Source organism: Pseudomonas sp. MPB03 (genome assembly GCF_046605385.1).
GTDB classification, from domain to species: Bacteria; Pseudomonadota; Gammaproteobacteria; order Pseudomonadales; family Pseudomonadaceae; genus Aquipseudomonas; species Aquipseudomonas zanjanensis.
In genome coordinates this window covers 5375413-5396862 of sequence record NZ_CP176770.1, presented here as the reverse complement: position 1 = coordinate 5396862, position 21450 = coordinate 5375413, and the positions used below count along the sequence as shown (strand labels likewise).

General features: G+C 62.4%; 20 protein-coding genes. 7 read left to right on the top strand and 13 right to left on the bottom strand.

Going from position 1 to position 21450, the window contains the following annotated elements:
* Window positions 1-87: 87 nt before the first annotated feature.
* The gene (locus tag ACLH0I_RS23405; protein WP_053124712.1) at window positions 88-1017 is read right to left on the bottom strand and encodes an AraC family transcriptional regulator; all 930 of its coding nucleotides are present in this window, start codon (window positions 1015-1017) and stop codon (window positions 88-90) included.
* 112 nt (window positions 1018-1129) lie between these two features.
* On the opposite strand from ACLH0I_RS23405, the gene ACLH0I_RS23400 reads away from it, so the two are divergent.
* The 3 genes from ACLH0I_RS23400 to ACLH0I_RS23390 are packed head-to-tail and all read left to right on the top strand — an operon-like array spanning window position 1130 to window position 1972.
* Window positions 1130-1291 (top strand): hypothetical protein, encoded by a 162-nt coding sequence (locus tag ACLH0I_RS23400; RefSeq protein ID WP_411385509.1) that lies wholly within the window; start codon window positions 1130-1132, stop codon window positions 1289-1291.
* Between the two features lie 52 nt (window positions 1292-1343).
* A complete protein-coding gene (locus ACLH0I_RS23395; RefSeq protein WP_411385508.1) occupies window positions 1344-1697 on the top strand; it encodes a putative quinol monooxygenase in 354 nt (117 codons plus the stop codon).
* Window positions 1698-1738: 41 nt separating this feature from the next.
* Complete coding sequence (locus ACLH0I_RS23390) at window positions 1739-1972, top strand: hypothetical protein (RefSeq protein ID WP_411385507.1); 234 nt, start codon at window positions 1739-1741, stop codon at window positions 1970-1972.
* A 162-nt stretch (window positions 1973-2134) separates the two neighbouring features.
* Here the strand turns inward: ACLH0I_RS23390 and ACLH0I_RS23385 are convergent, their stop codons facing one another.
* From ACLH0I_RS23385 to ACLH0I_RS23345, 9 genes are all read right to left on the bottom strand, one after another.
* Window positions 2135-2755 carry a flavin reductase family protein gene (locus ACLH0I_RS23385; protein WP_250962508.1) on the bottom strand — a complete coding sequence of 207 codons (621 nt, stop codon included), beginning with the start codon at window positions 2753-2755 and terminating at the stop codon, window positions 2135-2137.
* Window positions 2756-2946: 191 nt separating this feature from the next.
* The gene (locus ACLH0I_RS23380; RefSeq protein ID WP_411385506.1) at window positions 2947-3165 is read right to left on the bottom strand and encodes a hypothetical protein; all 219 of its coding nucleotides are present in this window, start codon (window positions 3163-3165) and stop codon (window positions 2947-2949) included.
* A 149-nt stretch (window positions 3166-3314) separates the two neighbouring features.
* Window positions 3315-4634: an MFS transporter gene (locus ACLH0I_RS23375; RefSeq protein ID WP_411385505.1), complete on the bottom strand. Its 1320-nt coding sequence runs from the start codon at window positions 4632-4634 to the stop codon at window positions 3315-3317.
* A 325-nt stretch (window positions 4635-4959) separates the two neighbouring features.
* Window positions 4960-5343: a heme utilization protein gene (locus ACLH0I_RS23370; RefSeq protein WP_411385504.1), complete on the bottom strand. Its 384-nt coding sequence runs from the start codon at window positions 5341-5343 to the stop codon at window positions 4960-4962.
* Window positions 5344-5766: 423 nt separating this feature from the next.
* Window positions 5767-6930 (bottom strand): CfaE/CblD family pilus tip adhesin, encoded by a 1164-nt coding sequence (locus ACLH0I_RS23365; protein WP_411385503.1) that lies wholly within the window; start codon window positions 6928-6930, stop codon window positions 5767-5769.
* Window positions 6931-7085: 155 nt separating this feature from the next.
* Entirely contained in the window at window positions 7086-8234 is a 1149-nt protein-coding gene (locus ACLH0I_RS23360; protein ID WP_250962513.1) for a CfaE/CblD family pilus tip adhesin, read from the bottom strand.
* Complete coding sequence (locus ACLH0I_RS23355) at window positions 8231-10918, bottom strand: TcfC E-set like domain-containing protein (protein WP_411385502.1); 2688 nt, start codon at window positions 10916-10918, stop codon at window positions 8231-8233. Before ACLH0I_RS23355 ends, ACLH0I_RS23360 begins: the two co-directional genes overlap by 4 nt.
* A 72-nt stretch (window positions 10919-10990) precedes the next feature.
* Complete coding sequence (locus ACLH0I_RS23350) at window positions 10991-11488, bottom strand: CS1 type fimbrial major subunit (RefSeq protein ID WP_250962515.1); 498 nt, start codon at window positions 11486-11488, stop codon at window positions 10991-10993.
* Window positions 11489-11565: 77 nt separating this feature from the next.
* The gene (locus ACLH0I_RS23345) at window positions 11566-12324 is read right to left on the bottom strand and encodes a hypothetical protein (RefSeq protein ID WP_250962516.1); all 759 of its coding nucleotides are present in this window, start codon (window positions 12322-12324) and stop codon (window positions 11566-11568) included.
* Between the two features lie 331 nt (window positions 12325-12655).
* Here ACLH0I_RS23345 and ACLH0I_RS23340 point away from each other — a divergent pair, with 331 nt between their 5' ends.
* Complete coding sequence (locus ACLH0I_RS23340; RefSeq protein WP_411385501.1) at window positions 12656-13000, top strand: hypothetical protein; 345 nt, start codon at window positions 12656-12658, stop codon at window positions 12998-13000.
* A gap of 25 nt (window positions 13001-13025) precedes the next feature.
* On the opposite strand, the gene ACLH0I_RS23335 is transcribed toward ACLH0I_RS23340, so the two are convergent.
* From ACLH0I_RS23335 to ACLH0I_RS23325, 3 genes are all read right to left on the bottom strand, one after another.
* Window positions 13026-14360, bottom strand: coding sequence for a sigma-54-dependent transcriptional regulator (locus ACLH0I_RS23335; RefSeq protein WP_411385500.1), 1335 nt, complete (start codon window positions 14358-14360; stop codon window positions 13026-13028).
* Window positions 14353-16119 carry an ATP-binding protein gene (locus ACLH0I_RS23330; protein ID WP_411385499.1) on the bottom strand — a complete coding sequence of 589 codons (1767 nt, stop codon included), beginning with the start codon at window positions 16117-16119 and terminating at the stop codon, window positions 14353-14355. The genes ACLH0I_RS23335 and ACLH0I_RS23330 overlap by 8 nt, the downstream gene beginning before the upstream one ends.
* A 447-nt stretch (window positions 16120-16566) precedes the next feature.
* Window positions 16567-18090, bottom strand: a complete 1524-nt coding sequence (locus ACLH0I_RS23325; RefSeq protein WP_003178511.1) for a fumarate hydratase — start codon at window positions 18088-18090, stop codon at window positions 16567-16569.
* 464 nt (window positions 18091-18554) lie between these two features.
* On the opposite strand from ACLH0I_RS23325, the gene ACLH0I_RS23320 reads away from it, so the two are divergent.
* The 3 genes from ACLH0I_RS23320 to ACLH0I_RS23310 are packed head-to-tail and all read left to right on the top strand — an operon-like array spanning window position 18555 to window position 21367.
* Window positions 18555-19661 carry a sensor domain-containing diguanylate cyclase gene (locus tag ACLH0I_RS23320; protein WP_186706392.1) on the top strand — a complete coding sequence of 369 codons (1107 nt, stop codon included), beginning with the start codon at window positions 18555-18557 and terminating at the stop codon, window positions 19659-19661.
* The gene (locus ACLH0I_RS23315) at window positions 19654-20589 is read left to right on the top strand and encodes an iron-sulfur-binding ferredoxin reductase (RefSeq protein WP_186706391.1); all 936 of its coding nucleotides are present in this window, start codon (window positions 19654-19656) and stop codon (window positions 20587-20589) included. Before ACLH0I_RS23320 ends, ACLH0I_RS23315 begins: the two co-directional genes overlap by 8 nt.
* 28 nt (window positions 20590-20617) lie before the next feature.
* Entirely contained in the window at window positions 20618-21367 is a 750-nt protein-coding gene (locus ACLH0I_RS23310) for an enoyl-CoA hydratase (RefSeq protein ID WP_411385498.1), read from the top strand.
* Window positions 21368-21450: the final 83 nt, after the last annotated feature.

Sequence of the window (21450 nt, the reverse complement as noted above, 5' to 3'; positions counted from 1 at the left end):
TGAACAAACAATTTGTGTTCACTGAACATCCCCTGTGGGAGCGAGCTTGCTCGCGATGAGGCCAGCCCTGCCAACACAACCCTCAGCTCAAACAGTCATCCGCAACCGCGCCAGATCCCTTAGCGGCGGCGCGCCGAACAACCGGCTGTACTCGCGGCTGAACTGCGAAGGGCTTTCGTAACCCACCCGATACCCCGCCGCCGAAGCTTCCAGCCCTTCGGCCAGCATCAGCCGGCGGGCTTCCTGCAAGCGCAGTTGCTTCTGGTATTGCAGCGGGCTCATGGCGGTCATGGCCTTGAAGCGGTGATGCAGGGTCGAGACGCTGAGGTTCACTTCCCGGGCCAGGTCATCGATGCGCAACGGCTGTTCGAAATGACCGTTGAGCCATTTGATCGCCTGGCTGATGCGGTGGCTCTGACTGTTGGCGATGGCAATTTCATACAGCCGATAGCCCTGCGGGCTGCGCAACAGGCGATAGAGGATTTCCCGGCGCACCAGGGGCGCGAGCATGGCGATGTCTTTTGGCGTGTCGAGCAGCCGTGCCAGGCGCAGGACGGCGTCGAGCATTGGCGTGTCCAGGCGTTCGACATACAGCCCGCGCCCGGCGGGGCGGGTCGGCACGCCCAAGGGGCCGGCGTCGGCGATCAACGCGGTGATTTCCGTCGGGTCGATGTCCAGGCGCAAGGCCAGGATCGGCTGCTCGGGCGACACGTCGGCGATGCAACCACTGAGCGGCATCGAGACCGAGACCACCAGGTAATGGAGTGGATCGTAGTTGAAGAACTCATCCGCCAGACGCACCTGCTTGCTGCCCTGGGCCATGATGCACAGCGCCGGTTGCGCCAGCACCGGGGCGAATTTGTGCGGCTGGCTGTGTCGCGACAGGTTCAGCGAGCCGATCGCCGTGGCATAGCTGCCGTCTTCGCTGGTGTTGCGGTCAATGATCGACGCCAGTTCGGCGCGCTGTTGTTCCAGGTACGTGTCCAGCGGGACGTGGGCGTGATCGAGTGGCGACATGCCGGAATCCTCAGGCAATAGAAAGCGATGAACAAAGCTTATGTTTGTGCAAGGCGCAACGGTAGTCACATCCTGTTGAAAGCTTGCCTGATCCTGCACGGCGCAATGGGCCATGACGGTGCAACGCTGCCAAAACTTGCTTGAAACCTTTTGTTTCAACTTCCCGGCTTGTAACCGGATCGATGGCGAAATTCGAGCGGCCGATGCGCAGGATTGTGCAATGGGTCGGCAGGAATCGACTAACGAAGCTGGCGGCGCGGCGCTTAACCTTTGATCCTGTCGCAGCCTGTCCCGGCTGCACAACGGATTACCTGGGAGGGTTGAACATGACTACACACATCCCCGTCAGCCACATGGCTTTTGTCCGGGCCCGCGGCGGTTGCTCCAAGCAATTGGGTGCGCGCCTGAGCACGCTGATCGCACCTTCGCGCCAGGCGCCCGGTTGCTTGCACTTTGCCTTGCAGCAATCGCAATGCGACGCTGATTTGTGGCTGGTGTCCGGGCTCTGGGTCAATCAGCCGTCGATGGACGCCTACTTCAATTCACCGGCCATGGCGATTTTTGCCGAGCTGGTGCAGGACCTGGTGGTGAGCAGCCTGGATTTCCACACCTTCCGCGAAGTCTCTGCCACCCAGGCGACCGAAGGGTGCCGGGCGCAGGTACACAAACTGGCCGGTTGAAGGTTTAATGAGCGTCATTTTTCATCGCCAGGATGCGCAATATGGCACGTAAAGCCTTTGAAACTTTTGAAGCTGTTTCTGCTGTTGTTCCCAAGGAGGGCGGTGGTTACCACGCCGCCATAGCCACCAAGGCCATCGGCGGCTCAGGTGCGCCGCGTTTCAACAAGGTGCTTGAAGAGCAGACGTTCGAAACCGCTACCACGGCCGATGAAGCCGCCGCCGTGCAGTTGACTCATCTCAAGGGCGTCGACGATGAGGGCGGGTTGGTCTGGTAATCAGTCTTTTGGTGATTGCTTTTGTGGCGAGGGAGCTTGCTCCCGCTGGGCTGCGCAGCGGCCCCTTTTTTGGTGGGCGCTGCGCACCCAAGCGGGAGCAAGCTCCCTCGCCACACAGACCTTCATTTCAAGTGAACGGTGTTGTTTGCAGGATTTTATCGCTTACTTCGGGCGATGCATCTTGAACAACGCCTCAGGCCCCAGCTGGAAATAATCCGCCGGCCCGCCACCGCGCAAGATCGGCTCGGCGGCGGCGGTGTCGTACACCCCATCCTTCAACAGCCACTGGGCGATATGCACGGCGACCACTTCACCGAGGATCAGCCAGCTCGGCACCAGCCCCTTGTCCGCCCGCTGCAGTTGAATGATCTGCGTGACCTTGCATTCGAAGGACACCGGGCTTTCGGCGACACGCGGTACCTGGATCACCCGTGACGGAGCCGCCGTCAGACCCGCCAGTTCGAACTCATTGACCTCGGGCGCGACCATCGCGCAGCTCTGGTTCATCTGCTCGGCCAGCGGGCGAGTGGCCAGGTTCCAGGCAAACTCACCAGTCTGTTCGATGTTGTTGAGGCTGTCTTTGCGCCCGACGCTGGAGAAGCCAATGATCGGCGGGACGTAGTTGAAGGCGTTGAAGAAGCTGTAGGGCGCCAGGTTCAGGCGGCCTTCGCCATCCTGGGAGGAAATCCAGCCAATGGGCCGCGGACCGACGATGGCATTGAACGGGTCGTGGGGCAGGCCATGGCCTTGGGCGGGTTCGTAGTAATGAGTATCGTCGGGCATGAGAGTGCGCAGATCCGGTGCTATTTGGAGGGATCCGACGATAGTGCAGCGATCAGCCCGTTTTGTCAGCACCGTAAGACCTTGTGGGAGCGGGCTTGCTCGCGAAGGCGCAGTGTCAGTCAGTATAGTATCGACTGACACCCTGCCTTCGCGAGCAAGCCCGCTCCCACAGGATTTAGTGATGGCTGAGGTTAGTTGGTAGACGCCGCATCCGCGCGGTCGGCGCCATCCGCGGCGACGGCAGGCTCGATGGCGTGGTTTTCATCTTTCTTGGCAACAACGGCGGAACCGGCGCGCTCGTGACCGCTGGCGATAAAAGCGGCGGTGCCGGTGCGGTCGAAGCCGTCGTCGGCGAAGGCGCTGCTGGCCAGTGCAGTGAGGGTCAGGGCGAAGATCAGTTTGGTTTTCATGGTCATACTCCAAGCATCGATAGTTGATGGGGGGGAGGATGGAGTGGGGCCATTAAGTGGAAATTAATGTAGGAAACGACGCCGGCCCGAAACGACGAAAGGGGCGAGCCTGTGCAGGTTCGCCCCTTTCGTTTGTACAAACGCAGCTATCAGTCCGTCAGGATCCGCGAGTGTTTACGGGTGTCCTTCATGGTGATGTACACCAGCAGCGAAACCGCGATGCACGCCGTCACGTACCAGTAGTAGCCGGTTTCCATGCCGATGCTCTTGAACCACAGTGCGATGTATTCAGCGGTGCCGCCAAAGATCGACACGGTCAATGCGTAAGGCAAGCCGACGCCCAGGGCGCGAATTTCGGTAGGGAACAGTTCGGCCTTCACCACGGCGTTGATCGAGGTGTAGCCGCTGACGATGATCAGCGCGGCCATGATCAGGAAGAACGCGCCCCACCAGGTCTCGATAGTGTGCAGGGTGGTGAGGATCGGCACGGTGAACAGCGTTCCCAGGATGCCGAAGGCAATCAGGATCGGCCGACGACCGATCTTGTCCGAGAGCCCGCCAATGACCGGTTGCAGGCACATGAACAGGAACAGCGTGGCGGCGGAAATGGTGGTGGAGTCGGAAATGCTCATGCCGACGGTGTTCACCAAATATTTCTGCATATAGGTGGTGTAGGTGTAGAAGGCCAGGGTGCCGCCCATGGTCAGGCCGACCACGGTCAACAGTTCCTTGGGATGACGCATCAAGGTGCGCATGGCGCTTTCCTTGGCTTTTTCCTTCTTGGTGAACGACTCGGTTTCTTCCATGCCGCGACGCAGGTACAGCGCCACCACCGCACACAGCGCGCCGATGGCGAACGGGATGCGCCAGCCCCAGGCGTACAGCTGCTCGGTGGTCAGCAATTGTTGCAACACGATCAGCACGCCGAGGGCGATGAGCTGGCCGGAAATCAGCGTTACGTACTGGAAGCTGGAGAAGAAACCGCGACGTTCCTTGGTCGCCATTTCGCTCAGGTAAGTCGCCGAGGTGCCGTATTCGCCACCCACCGACAGGCCTTGGAGCAAGCGGGCGAACACCAGCAGGATCGGCGCACCGACGCCGATGGTTTCGTAGCCGGGGCTCAGGGCGATGATCAGCGAGCCGAAGCACATCAGGTACACCGAGGCCATCAATGCGCGTTTGCGACCGGCGCGGTCAGCGTACAGGCCCATCAGCCAGCCACCGATCGGGCGCATCAGGAAGCCGACGGCGAAGATCGCGGCGGTGTTGAGCAATTGGGCGGTGGTGTCGCCCTTGGGGAAGAAGGCTTTGGCGAAGTACAAGGAGAACGCGGCGTAGACGTACCAGTCGTACCACTCGACCATGTTGCCGACCGAGCCACTGAAGATCGACTTGATCCGGCTGGCGGTGGTTCTTTCACGGGCGGGCACGGCAGCCGACCCGATGGGCAGGGCGTTTGAGTTATCCATTGAAGGATCCTTCGTTTAATTGTTTTTGTGGAGCGCGTGGGAACGCAGCCTGACAGGGCTATAGCAGGAGCTGTGCCAGGTGGGAGAAGGCCGGTTTAGAGGGGGTGTGGTGATTCGGTGAGCGGAAATCCGCTTATTGAAGCTGGGGGTGTGGGCGGGAATCCGCTTATGTGGCGGTGCGGGCCGGCCCTTTCGCGAGCGGGCGCCGACACATTGGATCTTTGAAATCCGACACATGTGCTCTGCTGTTATCGCTGTGGGGTTTCACGGACCCTAAAAACAACTAAGCCCGGCCGAAGCCGGGCTGTGAGGGAGGGTTATCGGATTAGCTGATGGCAGCGCCATTGGTGCGGTCGAAGCCATCTTCAGCGAGGGCGCCGTTGGTGCGGTCGAAGCCGTCTTCAGCGATGGCGCCGTTGGTACGGTCGAAGCCATCGGCGGCGATGGCGCCATTGGTGCGGTCGAAGCCATCGGCAGCGAGGGCGCCGTTGGTGTGGTCGAAGCCGTCTTCAGCGATGGCGCCGTTGGTGCGGTCGAAGCCGTCTTCAGCGAGGGCTCCGTTGGTACGGTCGAAGCCATCGGCAGCAACAGTGGCAGCGCCAGTGCGGTCGTAACCGTCAGCGGCGACGGTGCGGTCGAAGCCATCGGCGGCGAAGGTGTTGGCGGCCAGTACAGACAGGGTCAGGGCGATGATCAGTTTGGTTTTCATGGTGATTACTCCGGGTTCGTTGGCGATGTGTCTTGCATGGGTTGAATGCTACGCCAATAAAATTGATTGAAAAGCGCAAATAAATGCTAATAACAATCGATTAAATCGATGTTAAGGCGGGCGCATTCACTCGCTTTTGGCTTCTCAGCGAACCTTGCGCAGGACATCGATTCAGTGAACCCAGGGTGGGGCACGGGCATTAACGCGGGATTAATCGCAGTTGAATGACAGATTTTTCATACATGGCCGATCTGTTTTTCATCGCCGCGATGTCAACTTGGCCCCCACGGCTAAATGGGAGAATTCGGTGGCTCTAGTGCCCTCATCGCGAGCAGGCTCGCTCCCACATTTGGACCTGTGGACACATAATCCTTGTGGGAGCGAGCCTGCTCGCGATGAGGCCACTCCAGGCGCCCAAAAACCTCAGGGCGAAGACGTCGAAGGCGTGAACTCCAGCTTCAACTCGCCCCGGTACTGCCCGGAGTTCTTGTCGATCTGGTTGAAGTCCGGCGTGTCCAAGGTGATCGGCCACGGCGTGCACACCACCGGGAAAGGCACATTGGGCAGTTTCACGGCGCGGATCTCGGCGTTGTTGATGCCGGTGAAACTCACCGGTTGCCCGGACTGATGTTGCGTCTCCCCTAGATTGGCGGTGCGGGTGCGTACCTTGTACTCGATGCGGTTGTGCTCACCCGTGCCGCCTGAGACATGATGGGCAAAGAAGCGCCCGTCCATGCCCGGCACGGGATTCATGCCGGTCACGCGAATCTCGTAGCGCTGGCTGTTGGCGTTGTAGCCGTCGTAGAGGCAGGCATCCACCACCGCCTGGCCGGAGACGACGCCGCCAGGGGCGGTGCTCAACGGGCGGGTGCGCAGGTTGAGGTCTACCTGTGGAGTGCTGATGCCGTAGGCGGGCAGGTAGATTTGCATGTTGTTGTGGTCGGTGACGTCGAGCTTGAAGTCTACGGTGTAGGTGTTGGCCGCGCTGATCGGTTGCGAGTAATACCGCTTGAGTTTCAAGATCATCTTCGCCGTCCAGATGCCGCCGGTGGGCAGTTTGGCGAGTTCTGATTGGGGGAGCCAGACGGTTGAGCCTGTCCCCTCCGATCGCAGGGAAACTTCCTCATCTTCCTGGCCGCAATAAGCCGGTGCGTTGGTGGTCAAGACAAATATCTTGCCGTCCCAAGACCCGTTGCAAAGATTGAGCGGAAACCTGCGGTGGAGTTGGCCCTTGAGGACGAGTACATAGCTCAGACCGCTGCGCCGCTCGGTGAAGCGCAGCGGGATGTTGGTGGTGCCCAACCGTCCGGCAGTCGTCGTGGAACATTGGCCCGTGGCCGGATCCGTGCTGGACAGGCAGACAAAGTGCAGGTTCGTATATCCGGCGCCCGGTATGTGTTGTTCGCTCCAGCCATGCGTCATCCGGGTCCAAAGGTAATGATCGGCGGGTGGGGCCGAGCGGTCGAAATTGAGGACCACGGATTGGTAGTGGTCGCTGGGTACGACGCCTGCGAAGGCGGGTAATGCGGTGGCTGCAGCGATGAGCGCGCCTAATCGGCGAGCCCATCGGGGAAAGAGTCTGTTCATTGCGGGTTCTTATGACTGCATTTTTGGAAGGGGAAATTTGACGGCGCTGCTGGCCTCATCGCGAGCAGGCTCGCTCCCACATTTGGACCTGTGTACACATAATCCTTGTGGGAGCGAGCCTGCTCGCGATGGCGCCACCCTGGGCGCCAAAAAACTCAGGGCGAAGACGTCGAAGGCGTGAACTCCAGCTTCAACTCGCCCCGATACTGCCCGGTGTTCTTGTCGATCTGGTTGAAGGCCGGCGTGTCCAAGGTGATCGGCCACGGTGTGCATACCACCGGGAAAGGCACATTGGGCAGTTTCACGGCGCGGATCTCGGCGTTGTTGATGCCGCTGAAACTCACCGGTTGCCCGGACTGATGTTGCGTCTCCCCTAGATTGGCGGTGCGGGTGCGCACCTTGTATTCGATGCGGTTACGCTCGCCGGTGCCGCCGGAGACATGGTGGACGAAGAAGCGTCCGTCCATGCCCGGCACGGAGTTCATGCCGGTCACGCGAATCTCGTAGCGCTGGCTGTTGGCGTTGTAGCCGTCGTAGAGGCAGGCATCCACCACCGCCTGGCCGGAGACGATGCCACCGGGTGCGGTGCTCAACGGGCGGGTTCGCAGGTTGAGGTCTACCTGTGGAGTGCTGATGCCGTAGTCGGGGAGGTAGATTTGCATGCTGTTGTGGTCGGTGACGTCCAGCTTGAAATCCACGGTGAAGGTCTTGGCGTTTCCAATGGGTTGCGAGTGATACGTTTTGAGTTTCATGATCAGTTGCGCGGTCCAGACGCCACCGGAGGGTAGCTTGGCGAGCTCCGATTGAGGAATCCAAAGGGTAGAGGCCGTGCCCGTGGGCTCCTCCTCCCCGCAGGTACTGAGCCTTGCCGTTGAACTCAGTAAGAAGTCAAGCGGCACCCAGGTTCCGCAACCGTTGCCAAGATGGCGTTTGCGCGACAGATAGCCTCTGACCTGCAGTACCACGGACAGGCGGCTGCGTCTCTCGGTGAAACGCAGCGCTACGTTGGTGATACCGGTTTCCCCATAGCTGGATGTGCGGCACTGGCCGGTCGCGGGATCGGTATTGGAAAGGCAAACAAAATGCATGGTTCTATAGCCGGTTTGCGTTTGTGGGGCTTCGTGCCAGCCATGCAGCATCTTATTCCAGAGGTAATGATCCCCAGGTGGCGCCGCCCGGTCGTAATTGAGCGTCACCATCTGGTAGTGGTCGACGGGATGGACATCCGCGAGCGCCGGCAGCACGGCGCCCGAGTAAACGAGTACAACCAGGTGAAGGGCCCAATGGTTCAAGGTTCTGCTCATGGCTGATTCCTCTTGTCCGACGATAACGCGGCACTGCGCCGTGCGGTCCAGCGTCCCAGGCGATCCGGGTCGTTGAGGTCCTTGGGCAAAGCGTCCAGAGTGGTGCTTTCGCAGGTCAGTGTGCCGACCCGGCGCAGGCTGCTGCGGGCCGCGCGGGTTTGGATCGCGCAGGCGTGCACACCGTTGAGGTCCAGAGCGAACAAGGGCTCGGGGTGATGGTTGAGGTCGACGACGAAGCTGCCGTCCTCGCCGGTTTCGAGCATCGCCGCATTGAGAATGGCTGCCTGTGCCAGCGGTTCACCTTGCGGATTCACCAAGCGTCCGACGTAGGTGTAGCTGACGCTGGACTCGATCCGTTGCACCGCCAGTTTGCCCGGTGGCAGGAACCACTCGCGGCTGCCGTTGCCGACGTTCACCGAGCTGAGGTTCTGGCGCGAGGCATCGGCGTCGCTAATGCGGGTCTGGGTGGCTTCGAAGCCATTGACCGGAATCAGGCGTTTTTCACCAAAGCCGATGCTGGTCTGGGCGCCGTAGCCGCCGCTGATCTTGGCGGCCGCACCGGTGGCGTTTTCCAGCGGCGCGGCAACGATGCCCACGGCGGCCCCTGGTCCTGTACCGCCTTGGCCTTGGCCCCAGAAGAAACCTTCGCGCCCCAGCGCCAGGGAGGAAGAGTGATTGCCGCTCAGGCTTGGCCGCGAGTCTTGCTCGTCGCCGCCACGCTGGGCCACGGTCAGGCTGGTTTCGCCCCAGTTACGTTCGATCCGTCCGCCGACTTCCGCGTCCCAGCGGCCCTGGTCATCGTAGCCGACGCCGGTGTTCACTTCGTTCCTGCCCTGTTCGTTGTCCCAGGCGCGGGTATGGCCCAGGCCGGTGCGCAGGCTGTCACGGGCATGCTGCTCGCGGCGCATGTCCACGCCGAGGTTGCTTTGGCGGTAGCCGCCGGTGTTCGAACGCTCGTTGTGGGACAGGTTCAGGCTCAGGTACACGCCGTGGTCGGTGTCGCGGTTGCCGCTGGCATTGCGGAACGCGCCCACCCGATGAATGAGGTGGAAGGGTCCCAGGACATGGCTGCGGGAGAAGCCCAGTTGCAGGGTTCGGGCCCAGGTGGATGTGGTCAGGTCGCGGGTCGGATCGTCTTCGTCAGGTATATCGTTCCAATAGGAGAACGGGTTCACTTGGGCATAGCGATTGTAAGTGTAGCCGGCGCTGAAGGTACCGCCGGCCAGCGGCAGGGAGGCACTGGCCATCAAGGTTTCGTTGCAACCGCTCTGTTGGTAGGCGCGGGTGTTGTGTTCGCAGGAGGGGCTGCGCAGCGAGTAGCGATACAGGTTCCAGGAGATCCCGTGGGTGAAGGTCATTTGCTGACTGTTGCCGCTCGCGCCATCGTTGCCGGCCAGGACGGCGCCGGATAACGACCAACTGCTGGCCCCCAGCGTGCCGGCCCAATCCAGGCGGCTTTCGTTATAGAACGCCGAGTCCAGCCAGGTGACCGCGCTGGTGAGCGCCAGGTCATCGCGCAACGGAATGCGCAGGCCGGTCTGGGCCACGGCGGAGGGGTCCTGTTCGTACAGCGAATGTTCCGCCGTGCGCCCGCCTTGCAGGAACCATTGCACGGTGTCGTCCCCCAGGCCGTTGCCGTCGGTGCGGCTGAAAGGCACGGTTTCAGTACGGGTCACCTGGCCGTTTTCGATCACCCGCAGGGTCACCGGATAGCTGCCGTTGGGAAAGGTCCGGGTGTCGACGTTCTGCACCCCGGCGTCGAGGTAGGACGTGGACAGCAGTTCTTCGCCACGGAACGCATCGACCCGCGAGCGCTGGGTCAGGATCAGGGAAATCGGCGTACCTTGCCCAACGACTTCGCGGTTTAGGTAGGCCAGGGTGGTGCCGACGCGGGCGCCGTCGATCCGGCCCAGGGGCAACAAGCTGAAGCTGAAATTGCCGCCTTCGGCGCTGGACAGGTTGCTCATGTCCATGCGCCCGGCCTGGGCGTAGTGTTCGCGATCGAAGTCCTGCCGGTAGTAGGCGTTGTTGAACTCCAGGTTGCTCTCGCTGCCGCGCTTGTTCTGATAGGCCTGGTAGTTCCAGGTGAAGCCCAGGTGGCTGCTTTCTCCCAGGCCCAGGGCTCCGAGGCCGCTGGCACCCAGGGCGCGGTAGCTGTCGGCCTGGGCGATGTTGATGTTCTGCCGATGGACCAGGGCGTTCTGGGCCTCGGTGGGCGTATGCAGGCGCAGCGCCGCTGCATCGTTGGCCGGCAGCCAATCCTTGCGCATGAGGATTTGCAGGCGTGCGCCGGCCTCGTCGAGAATCACTGCCACCGCATCGGTTTCCAGGTAGCCGCAGCTCGCTTCGCTGGCCAGGCCATAGGAGCAGGCCAACTGGCTGTTGCTGGGCAACGGTTCGGACAGCAACGGCTGCAGTTCCTGGGCGGAGGCCGAGGCACCGGCCTCGACCAGCAGCGCCGCGATTCGCTCGGGCTGTTGGAATTCGATACGGCCGGGTCGCACCATTACCGGGTGCAGGCCGAGGTTGCGATTGAGCAATTGAAGTTCGAGTTGTTCCACCTGACCTTCAACCAGCGCCTCGAAACCGGCCGGCACCTGGGGCAGATCGGTGGACGCGGCCGATACGGCATCGGCCAGCGCCCAGGTCAGGGAGATGGAGAGTGCAGTGAAGTGGCGTTTCATACAGGGCCTTGACGAAGGAAAAGGGAAGTACGACGGTGCCGTACCTCCCTTCTGGGGATGAACCGGCGATACTTACGGCTGCTGGGTCAATACCAGGCTGACCATGCCTTCGTAACGACCGGCGTTGGCGATGGCGCCCGCGGTGCTCTGGCGGATCTCCAGCATTTGCTCGATCGAGCCGCTGGTAGGGTCGCCACCCGGGAACAGGTCGGCGGCGGGCAACGTGACACCGGTGGTGTTGAGCGCACGACCGCCGTAGCTCACGCTCAGGGGAACGGCGGCGGCGGCGGGGTTGGTCATGTTGGCCAGGACCGGACTGGTGATCAGTCGCAAGGTCATGTCTTTGTCGGTGTCATTGCTGTAGATCCGCGTACCCAGGCTGGTCGGCCGCAGGCCGGCACCCGGCAGGTAGGCCATCTCCATGGAAGGCGGCAACGGGCTGCCATCGGACTGGAGGATTTCCAGCGTCGGGTCGACATCGGCAAAGACCATAATGCTCTTCTCCACCGCCATGGCGGGCAGCGAGGTCAGGGCGACCAGGGCCAAGGGGGCGAATTTCATCAGTTTCATGGGTGTTCCTCTTTTGCTATGGGTGAACGGGGGCCTGACCACGTGCCAAGGCACGTGGCTTGGGTGAAAAATGGGAATCAGCTTTCCGGCAATACGGCGAGGGTGCGGGGACGTTTGTCGTCGCTGGTCACGAAACGCACGACCACGTTGCCACTTGAACCGGGTGAGACTGGCAGCGTGCTGCCGGGGTAAAGGCTGCGGTTGACGTCGTTCCAGATGCAGTCTTTCTCGCCCTGGACGTCGGCGCACTGGCCGACCTGCAGCACGCCGACGCGCAGGGTGCCGTCGTTGCGCAGTTCGTTGCTCTTGGGTTGCAGCTTGAGGCTGGTGCGGCGATCGTCGGGTAACACGCGCACCAAGGCGCCCCAGATCAGATTGACGCCGATCTTGGGTTGTACGCCGTCGGGCTCTGAATCGTCTTCGTCCGCCAGGCCCGGTGCCGCGACCGGCTCGAAATAGACCCGGTAGACGGTTTCTTCGCTGGGTATCGCCTGGGCGATGATCCGTATGGTGCGACTCGCGCCGGGCGCCAGCACCGTGCGCTGTGGCGACACGACAATGCCCAGGGCATCGGCCGGCGACAGCGGGCTTTCGTGTTCGTCGGGCGTGCCGGGGCGCTGGATCTGGGTCACGTTGACCTTGATGTATTGCACCTTGTCGGACTTGGAGTGCAGTTGGATCTGGCCAATGCCGTCCTGCTCGGTGCCGATGGTGCTGTTCATCGGGTAGACCACCATGTTCGCGGTGGCTGGCAACGACAGGCCGATGGCGAGCGTCATGAATGCCAGTTTGCCCAGGGCAGCCCAGGGACGGGTAAACACTTGATACAAATGCATTTAAAACCTCGAACAAGGAAGAGGGACGATCAACGTTTAATACATAGGGGACGTGTTTCGACCCAACCTGCGGTCATGCATGAGAAAAAAACGGCGCTTCGTTACGCCGCGCAAGACCCCGTGTCCTACCTCTTTTTTGCTTTCAGACTCTTCGCTATTTCCTGTAGGAAATTTCCGGAGTAAATTCATGCTCAATGCACCCTGCTTGCTGATTACCGCGAAATGGATGGGATTCCGAATGCGCGCAGTCTTTGCACGGCCGTGGTGCCGATTCTAGTGAGGCGATGATGGCCGTTTTTTGTGTTGGTGATTTTGGTGGGATATATCCACCATGTCAATAGTTTTGGTGGATTATATCCACGTTCGTCTGCGCGAAGAAATTACGCGTTGTGGTGTTTCGCTGGCCGCCGCGTCTCGTGCGGCAGGCGAGTCGAGCCCGCAACGCCTGAAAGAAGTGGTCTCCGGGCGGCAGAAATGCCCGGCCGATCTGGTGGCGAAACTGGTGGCGATCGGGGTGGATGCCCACTACGTCCTGACGGGCGAGCGTGCGCCAACCGCACCGGCCTTGGCGCCGGATGAAGAATTGCTATTGGATGGCTACCGCGCGCTGGATGTGGCAGGTCGGAAACGGCTGATTGCCAGTTTGCTGTCGGGTTTGACCCCAGGCCAGGGGTGATCGCGAGTCGCGTCGCGACAGCCCATCAGTTGTCCTGCAGGAACATCTCTCGACTCAACCCATGCCGCTGCATCTTTTCATTGAAGGTGCGGCGCGGCAGTTGCAGTTCCTCTAGCACCGCTTTCACATCGCCTTTATGTCGAGTCAGGGCGGCGCGCAGGCATTGGGCTTCGAAGGCTTCCTGCTGGGCCGCCAGGGACTGGCCCGGCTCCGCCTCCAGGACGGGCAGTTGATCGAGCCCCAATACCTGGCGTTCGGCGACGTTGGCCAGCTCGCGCACGTTGCCCGGCCAATCGTGGCTCAGCAGATGGCTCAGTTGCGGGCCACTCAAGGGCGTGGCGGGGCGGCCGAGGCGTTCGGCGGCGCTGTGGGTGAAATGCTCGAACAGCAACGGAATATCTTCGCGCCGTTCACGTAAGGGTGGCAGGCGCAGCTCGGCGATGTTCAAGCGATAAGCCAGGTCTTCGCGAAAACGCCCGGCCCGTGCTTCGTCCAACAAGTCCGGCTTGGTCGCGGCGACGATGCGCAAGTCCACATGGATGCTCTGGTTGGAGCCCAGGCGTTCGAGCTTCTTCTCCTGCAGAACTCGCAGCAACTTGGCCTGCTGGGCCAGCGGCATGCTTTCAATCTCATCGAGAAACAGCGTGCCGCCGTCGGCGTATTCGAGCTTGCCGATGCGTTTGCCCTGGGCGCCGGTGAAGGCGCCGCTTTCATGGCCGAACAGTTCCGCTTCGAACAGTGGTTCGGGGATGGCCGCGCAATTCAGCGCCACGAAGGGTTTGCTCGCCCGTGGGCCGAAGTCGTGCAGGCAACGGGCGACCAATTCCTTGCCACTGCCGGTTTCACCACGGATCAACACGTTGACCGGCAATGTCGCCAGGTCCAGCACTTGGCGGCGCAGGTTTTGCAACGAGCGGGAGACGCCAAGCAAGGTGGCATCGAGCCTGGTCCTGGTATCGGCCTGCTCGTGCAATCGACGGTTTTCCAGCACCAGGAAACGCTTGTCCAGGGCCCTGCGCAAACTGCCAAGCAGGGCTTCCGGGCTGAAGGGTTTTTCCAGGAAGTCGTAGGCACCGTCGCGCATGGCCTCCACCGCCATGGGCACGTCGCCGTGGCCGGTCAACAGAATCACCGGCAGGTCCGGATCCCGGCGGCGCACTTCGGCCAGCAGCTCCAGGCCGCTGAGGCCGGGCATGCGCACGTCGCTGAGGATCACCCCGGGGAAATGCTCCGGCAACCGGGCCAGGCATTCGTCGGCGCGGCTGAACAGCTGCACCTGGAACCCCGACAGGCTCAACCATTGCTCGACGGCGCTGCGAATGCTGCCTTCGTCATCCACGACCATGACTGAATCAAGCATGCGGTTGAGCCTCCTGATCAATGGGCAAGGTCACGCAGAATACCGCGCCGTTCTCATGATTGTCCGCCGTCAGCCGTCCACCGGATTCATGGATGATTGCGAACGAAACCGCCAGCCCCAGGCCCAGGCCGTCGCCCACGGCCTTGGTGGTGAAGAACGGATCGAACACCTGGGCCAGGTGTTCCTCGGCGATGCCGGTGCCGCTGTCGCTGACGCTCAGGCGCCACAAGTGCTCATCGGCCTCCAGGCGCACTTCCAAGCGTTTGAGCGGTTGACCGACCATGGCGTCGAGGGCGTTGCGCAGCAGGTTGATCAACACCTGTTCGAGACGGATCGCATCGCCACGCACCCACGCCGGGCGGGTCAGGTGCAACACGGTACTGACCTGCTCATCACGCAGGCGTGTGTCGAGCAATTGCAGGGCCTGGTCCACCACCGCCGCCAGGTCCAGTCGTTCGCGCAGGCCGCTGGGGCTTTTGCGCGCGAACGTCTTCAAGTGGCCGGTGAGGGCGGCCATGCGGGTCAACATGTCATCCACCGGCTTGAGGGCCTTGTAGGCATCATCGACCCGACCGTGATCCAGCAGCAGGCGCAGGGTTGCCAATTGCATGCGCTGGGCGGTCAACGGTTGGTTGATTTCATGGGCCAGGGCCGCCGACATCTGCCCCAGCGCCGCCAGCTTGGCCGATTGCACCAGCCCGTCCTGGGCCGTGCGCAGATCCCGAGTGCGCTCCTCCACCAGCCGTTCCAGCTCTTCGCGGCTGCGCTGGCGCAACCTTGCCAGGCGCCAGCGCTGGTTGAGAAACAGCAACAGGAACACCAGCGCCAACCACAAACCCGCAGCGGCGAGCCCGGCGTTGCGCAAGTCCTCGAAGGTCATCTGCGGGCGGCGCAGCAAGTGCAGGGTCCAGCCCTCGGCGGTCAACGGCAAGGATTCCCACAGGTAATCCGCCGAGCCATCGGGGGCTTCGACCCGGGCCAGATGGCTGTTGTCATCGAAGCGGCGCAGCGGCTCATAGGCCAGGGCTTGCAACGGTTGTTTGTCGTATTGACGGGTGGCCTTGAGTTCGGCACGGTCGTTGTCGGTCAGTGGCTGCAAGTGGCGATAACGCCAGCCCGGGCGATTGGCGATGAAGATGATGCCCCGGGCATCGCTGACCAGCAGGGTATCGCTGCCCTGGCGCCATTCGCGCTCCAGCTCCGGAAACTCCAGTTTCACCACCATCGCGCCTAGGAACGTGCCGTCGTCGCCAGTCACGGCGCTGGAGAGGAAATAACCCGGGATGCCACTGGTCACGCCCACCGCATAAAACCGTCCGGTGCCCTGGGTGCGGGTCTGGATGAAGTAGGGGCGAAAACCATAGTTGTGCCCGACGTAGCTGCTGGGCAGGCGCCAGTTGCTGGCCGCGACGGCCAGGCCGCTGTGATCGAGCAGTTCCAATGTGGATGACTGGGCGGCGCCATTGATTTGTTCGAGCTTGCGGTTCAGCGCATCCTGTTGAGTCGCACTGACCGGCCCCTTGAGGGCCGAGCGCAACTCTGGGTCCAGCGCCAGCACGGCGGGCAGGGCGCGGTAGCGTTCGATCAGGGTATGCAACGAATTGGCATACAGCGCCAACTGCTGGCTGGCACGGCTGGCGTCTTCTTCCAAGGCCTCGCGCTCGGCGTGGCGCACGGCGAGGGTGGCGGCAACGGCCGCGCCGATGAGGATCAGCAAGGTGTACAACGACAGACGCAAGGTACGGGGAGTCGGCAGCATGCTGGCGTAAACCAGTGGAAAGTCGGGCGGGCACGATAGCATGGCGGTTGCGTCAAGCGATCATGTACTTCGAGCCTGCCGCAGATCCTGTGGGAGCGGGCTTGCTCGCGAAGAAGCCGGCACATTCAACATTGATGTCGGCTGGCCCACCGCTTTCGCGAGCAAGCCCGCTCCCACAGGGAATTGGCGGTGGGTCAGTTACTTGAATGCTGGATATAAACCATCGTGGCGAGGGAGCTTGCTCCCGCTCGGCTGCGCAGCAGTCGTAAAACCAGTCGGCCGATTTTTCCTGGAGTACTGGGTTGACTGGTTTGGGGCTGCTACGCAGCCCAGCGGGAGCAAGCTCCCTCGCCACAAGGTTGTGTAGGTATGGCTTTGGTGCCTGCATAAAAAAAGGCCGGTGGACTTGTCGCCCCACCGGCCTTTTTCACCGCGCCAAAATGCCTGTTACTGCACTTCGACCGCCAGGCTGTCGCTGATCTTTTTCTGCCAGATGGCAGGACCGGTGATATGCACCGACTCGCCCTTGCTGTCCACTGCGACCGTCACTGGCATGTCCTTGACCTCGAACTCGTAGATCGCTTCCATGCCCAGTTCGGCGAACGCCAGGACCTTGGATTTCTTGATCGCCTGGGCCACCAGGTAAGCGGCACCGCCGACGGCCATCAGGTAGACGGCTTTGTTGTCCTTGATCGCTTCGATGGCGGTCGGGCCGCGCTCGGATTTGCCGATCATGCCCAACAGGCCGGTCTGCTCGAGGATCTGGCGGGTGAACTTGTCCATCCGTGTAGCGGTGGTCGGACCGGCTGGGCCGACCACTTCGTCGCCGACCGGATCGACCGGGCCGACGTAGTAGATGAAGCGGCCCTTGAGGTCCACCGGCAAGGTTTCACCCTTGTTCAGCATCTCGACCATGCGTTTGTGCGCGGCGTCGCGACCGGTGAGCATCTTGCCGTTGAGCAGCACGGTTTCGCCCGGCTTCCAGCTCTGCACGTCTTCCGGGGTCAAGGTGTCGAGGTTGACGCGACGGGCCGACGGGCCGGCTTCCCAGACGATTTCCGGGTAGGCGTCCAACGGTGGCGCTTCCAGCGATGCCGGGCCGGTGCCGTCCAGCACGAAGTGAGCGTGACGGGTGGCGGCGCAGTTGGGGATCATGCACACCGGCAGGGAGGCGGCGTGGGTCGGGTAATCCATGATCTTCACGTCGAGCACGGTCGTCAGGCCGCCCAGGCCCTGGGCGCCGATGCCCAGTTGGTTGACCTTCTCGAACAGCTCCAGGCGCATCTCTTCGATACGGTTCTGCGGGCCGCGGGCCTTGAGCTCATGGATGTCGATGGATTCCATCAAGACTTCCTTGGCCATCACCGCGGCTTTCTCGGCAGTGCCGCCGATGCCGATGCCGAGCATGCCCGGTGGGCACCAGCCGGCGCCCATGGTCGGAACGGTCTTGAGCACCCAGTCGACGATGGAGTCGGACGGGTTGAGCATGGCCATCTTCGACTTGTTCTCGGAACCGCCGCCCTTGGCCGCCACGTCCACTTCCACGGTGTTGCCCGGGACGATGGAGTAGTGGATGACCGCCGGGGTGTTGTCCTTGGTGTTTTTGCGTGCGCCTGCCGGGTCGGCGAGGATGGAGGCACGCAGGACATTTTCCGGCAGGTTGTAGGCGCGACGCACGCCCTCGTTGATCATGTCGTCCAGGCCCATGGTCGCGCCATCCCAACGCACATCCATGCCCACACGCACGAACACGGTCACGATGCCGGTGTCCTGGCAGATCGGCCGATGGCCGGTGGCGCACATGCGCGAGTTGATCAGGATCTGCGCCATGGAGTCACGGGCCGCCGGCGATTCTTCGCGCAGGTAGGCTTCGTGCATCGCCTGGATGAAATCCACGGGGTGGTAGTAGGAAATGAACTGCAGGGCGTCGGCGACGCTCTGTATCAGGTCATCTTGCTTGATCACGGTCATGAGTCGCGCTCCTCTCTAAAGACGGGAACATTCAATAAGGTGCCGGCCGCTTGGGTGCATCGGTCGACGGGCGGCACCTCTATAAGGCACGCCGGGCATGCTGGCGCGACGCTAAAAAGGCGCGGCAGTATATCGCAGGCCAGCATCCTGTGGGAGCGAGCTTGCTCGCGATCGCGACGGACTGATGAGGATGGCGGTGAAAGCCTGTGGCGAGGGAGCTTGCTCCCGCTGGGCTGCGCAGCGGCCCCAGGATTTTGCGGTCGCTGCGCAACCGAGCGGGAGCAAGCTCCCTCGCCACAGGGATATCAGGGGCGCGAGCCACTGCGTCAATTGGGCCATTGCTTTGACGCCATTTTTCTGCTCCAGAATTGAATGGTCATTTGTCCTACACGCCACTAAAGTGGCGTCTGGCCTGTAGCGTAGGACGCCTCCTGTCAGTTTCCTTTCCCATGGTGAGTCAACGATTGACCCATAACGCCATTCAACGTCTTTTGCTGAAACGCTTCGCTTTGGCGGCCGCGACGTACGCGCTGGCACTGGTTTTGTTGTGGCTGGCATTTTTCAGTGGGCATTACCTGGACTCGTTGCGCGGTGTCATCATCGGCAGCGTGTTGGTCGTGCTGTGCCAGGCCGGGCTGTTCACCCTGTTCATCACCGACCGCAACCTGCGCTTTGCCGACCCCAGCCTCACCGAAGTCCAGGTGTTGATCGGCCTGGGCTGGCAGACCTGGATGATGGCGCACCTGGACCAGGCCCGGGGCGTGTTCCTGGTGTTTTATGTGCTGATTCTGTTGTTCGGGCTGTTCCACCTGTCACGCCGGGCGTTTGTGCGCTGCGCGTCGCTGGTGTTCATCAGTTTCACCGCGATTACCCTCTGGGATGGTTATTTCTTCAGGCTTCCCGATCCCACCCTGGCCGGGTTGCAGGTGGCCGTGCTGTTTCTCGTGCTGGTGTGGCTGGTGTTTTACGCCCGCTACGTCCAGACCTCACGCCAGCGCATGCGTCAGCGGCGGTTTGCCTTGCAGGCGCATCAGGACACCTTGCGCGGCATGATGCGCCAGCTCGAAGACCTGGTGGCCACCGATGAGCTGACCGGGCTGTTCAATCGCCGGCATTTCCTGCGCCTGGCCTCCCGCGAGCTCAACACCCTCCGGCCCGGCGTCGCCCATGGCCTGGCCCTGATCGACCTTGACCATTTCAAGCGCATCAACGACCTGCACGGCCATGCCGCCGGCGATCAAGTGTTGCAGGCGTTCGCCGCGGTCGCTACGGCGTGCCTGCGCGAAGGCGATGTATTGGCCCGTTACGGCGGCGAGGAATTTGTCATGCTGTTGCCCGCCTGCGATCCCCAGAGGCTGACGGCCTGTTGCGAGCGGCTGCGGCTGGCGTTCACCGAAGTCGAGCTGATCGGCCTGCAGGTCGGCGCCCTCAGCCTGTCGGCGGGCATGACGATGCTGGACATGGGTGATGACTTGGACAACGCGTTGCAGCGGGCCGACCAGGCCCTGTACCGTGCCAAGCGAGACGGCCGCAATCGGTGCGCCGCCGCTTGGGAGAACGTCGATGCCTGAACTGACAGTCGCCGGTCGGCACTGGACGGTGGCGGCGGGCAGTAACCTGCTGGACGCCTTGAACGGCGCTGGCGTGCCGGTGCCCTACAGTTGCCGCGCCGGGAGCTGCCACGCCTGCCTGGTGCAGTGCGTGGGTGGCGACGTGCGCGACAGCCGTCCCGATGCCCTGAGTCCGACGCAGCGCGACCAGGGTTGGCGGCTGGCCTGCCAATGCCAGGTGGTCGAGGATGTGCAGATCCACACCTTCGACCCGCAACGCGACGGCCAGGCCGCCCAGGTGATGGCGGTGGATTGGCTGGGCGGCGAGGTGCTGCGCTTGCGCGTCACCCCCGAGCGACCGCTGCGCTATCGGGCCGGGCAGCATCTGGTGCTGTGGGCGGGCGAGGTGGCCCGGCCGTATTCCCTGGCAAGCCTGCCCGAAGAAGACCGTTTCCTGGAGTTCCACCTCGATTGCCGTGAGCCCGGCCAGTTCATCGAGGCGGCCCGGCAGATGAACGCCGGCGACCCGATCCGCCTGGGCGAGCTGCGCGGTGGCGCCTTGCACTACGATCCCGACTGGCATGCCAGGCCGCTGTGGCTGCTCGCCGCCGGGACGGGGTTGGCGCCGCTGTTCGGCTTGCTGCGCGAGGCGTTGCGCCAGCATCACCAAGGCGCGATTCGCCTTATTCACGTGGCCCATGATGCGGCCGGGCATTACCTGGCCAAACCCCTGGAGGCGCTGGCGGCCAAGCATCAAAACCTCTCGGTGGAGCTGCTGACCGCGGCCGAGGCGCCGTCCGCCTTGGCGCAACTGCGGCTTGTTTCCCGGCAAACCCAAGCCTTACTCTGCGGCCATCCCGACCGGGTCGAGGCCTTTGCCAAGCGTTTGTACCTGGCCGGCTTGCCGCGCAATCAACTGCTGGCCGACGTCTTCCTGCCCCGTGGTTGAGCGCTGATTCCCAGACGCGAGACCGACCATGACCGAAACCCTGTTGCTCGACCGTGAACGCGGCCTGCTGACCGTGCGCTTGAACCGCCCGGACAAGAAAAACGCCCTCACCCGGGCGATGTACAGTCAATTGGCCCATGCCCTGACGATGGCCGACACCGACCCGCAGATTCGCGCGGTGCTGCTCACCGGCTCCAGCGATTGCTTCACCGCCGGTAACGACATCGTCGACTTCCTCGAACAGCCGCCGAACGACCTCGATAACCCGGTATTCCAGTTCATGCTCAGCCTGCTCGATTGCCGCAAACCGGTGATCGCCGCCGTGGCCGGGCCGGCGGTGGGCATCGGCACCACGTTGCTGCTGCATTGCGACCTGGTCTACGTCAGCCGGGATGCGCGGCTGCGCATGCCGTTCGTCAACCTGGGTTTGTGCCCGGAGTTCGGCTCCAGCCTGATCCTGCCGCGGCTGCTGGGCCAGGCCAAGGCTGCGCAATTGTTGCTGTTGGGCGAGGGCTTCAGTGGGGAACAGGCGGTCGCATGGGGCATCGCCACCGAGGCGCTGGACAATGGCGAAGCGGTGTTGGCCAAGGCCAGGGAAGTGGCATTGCGCTTCGAATCGCTGCCGCCGGAAGCGGTGCGCATCAGCAAGCAACTGATGAAAGCGCCGGACCGGGAAGCATTGCGCAAGGTGATCGAAGAGGAGGGCAAGTTGTTCACCCAACGCCTGCGCTCGCCCGAGGCGGTGGCGGCGTTGTCGGGGTTTATCAACAGGCGTTGAGTTTTTTGGTGCCTGGTCCGGCCCTATCGCGAGCAAGCTCGCTCCCACAGGGTTTTGTGTTGAACACATTATTGATGAACACC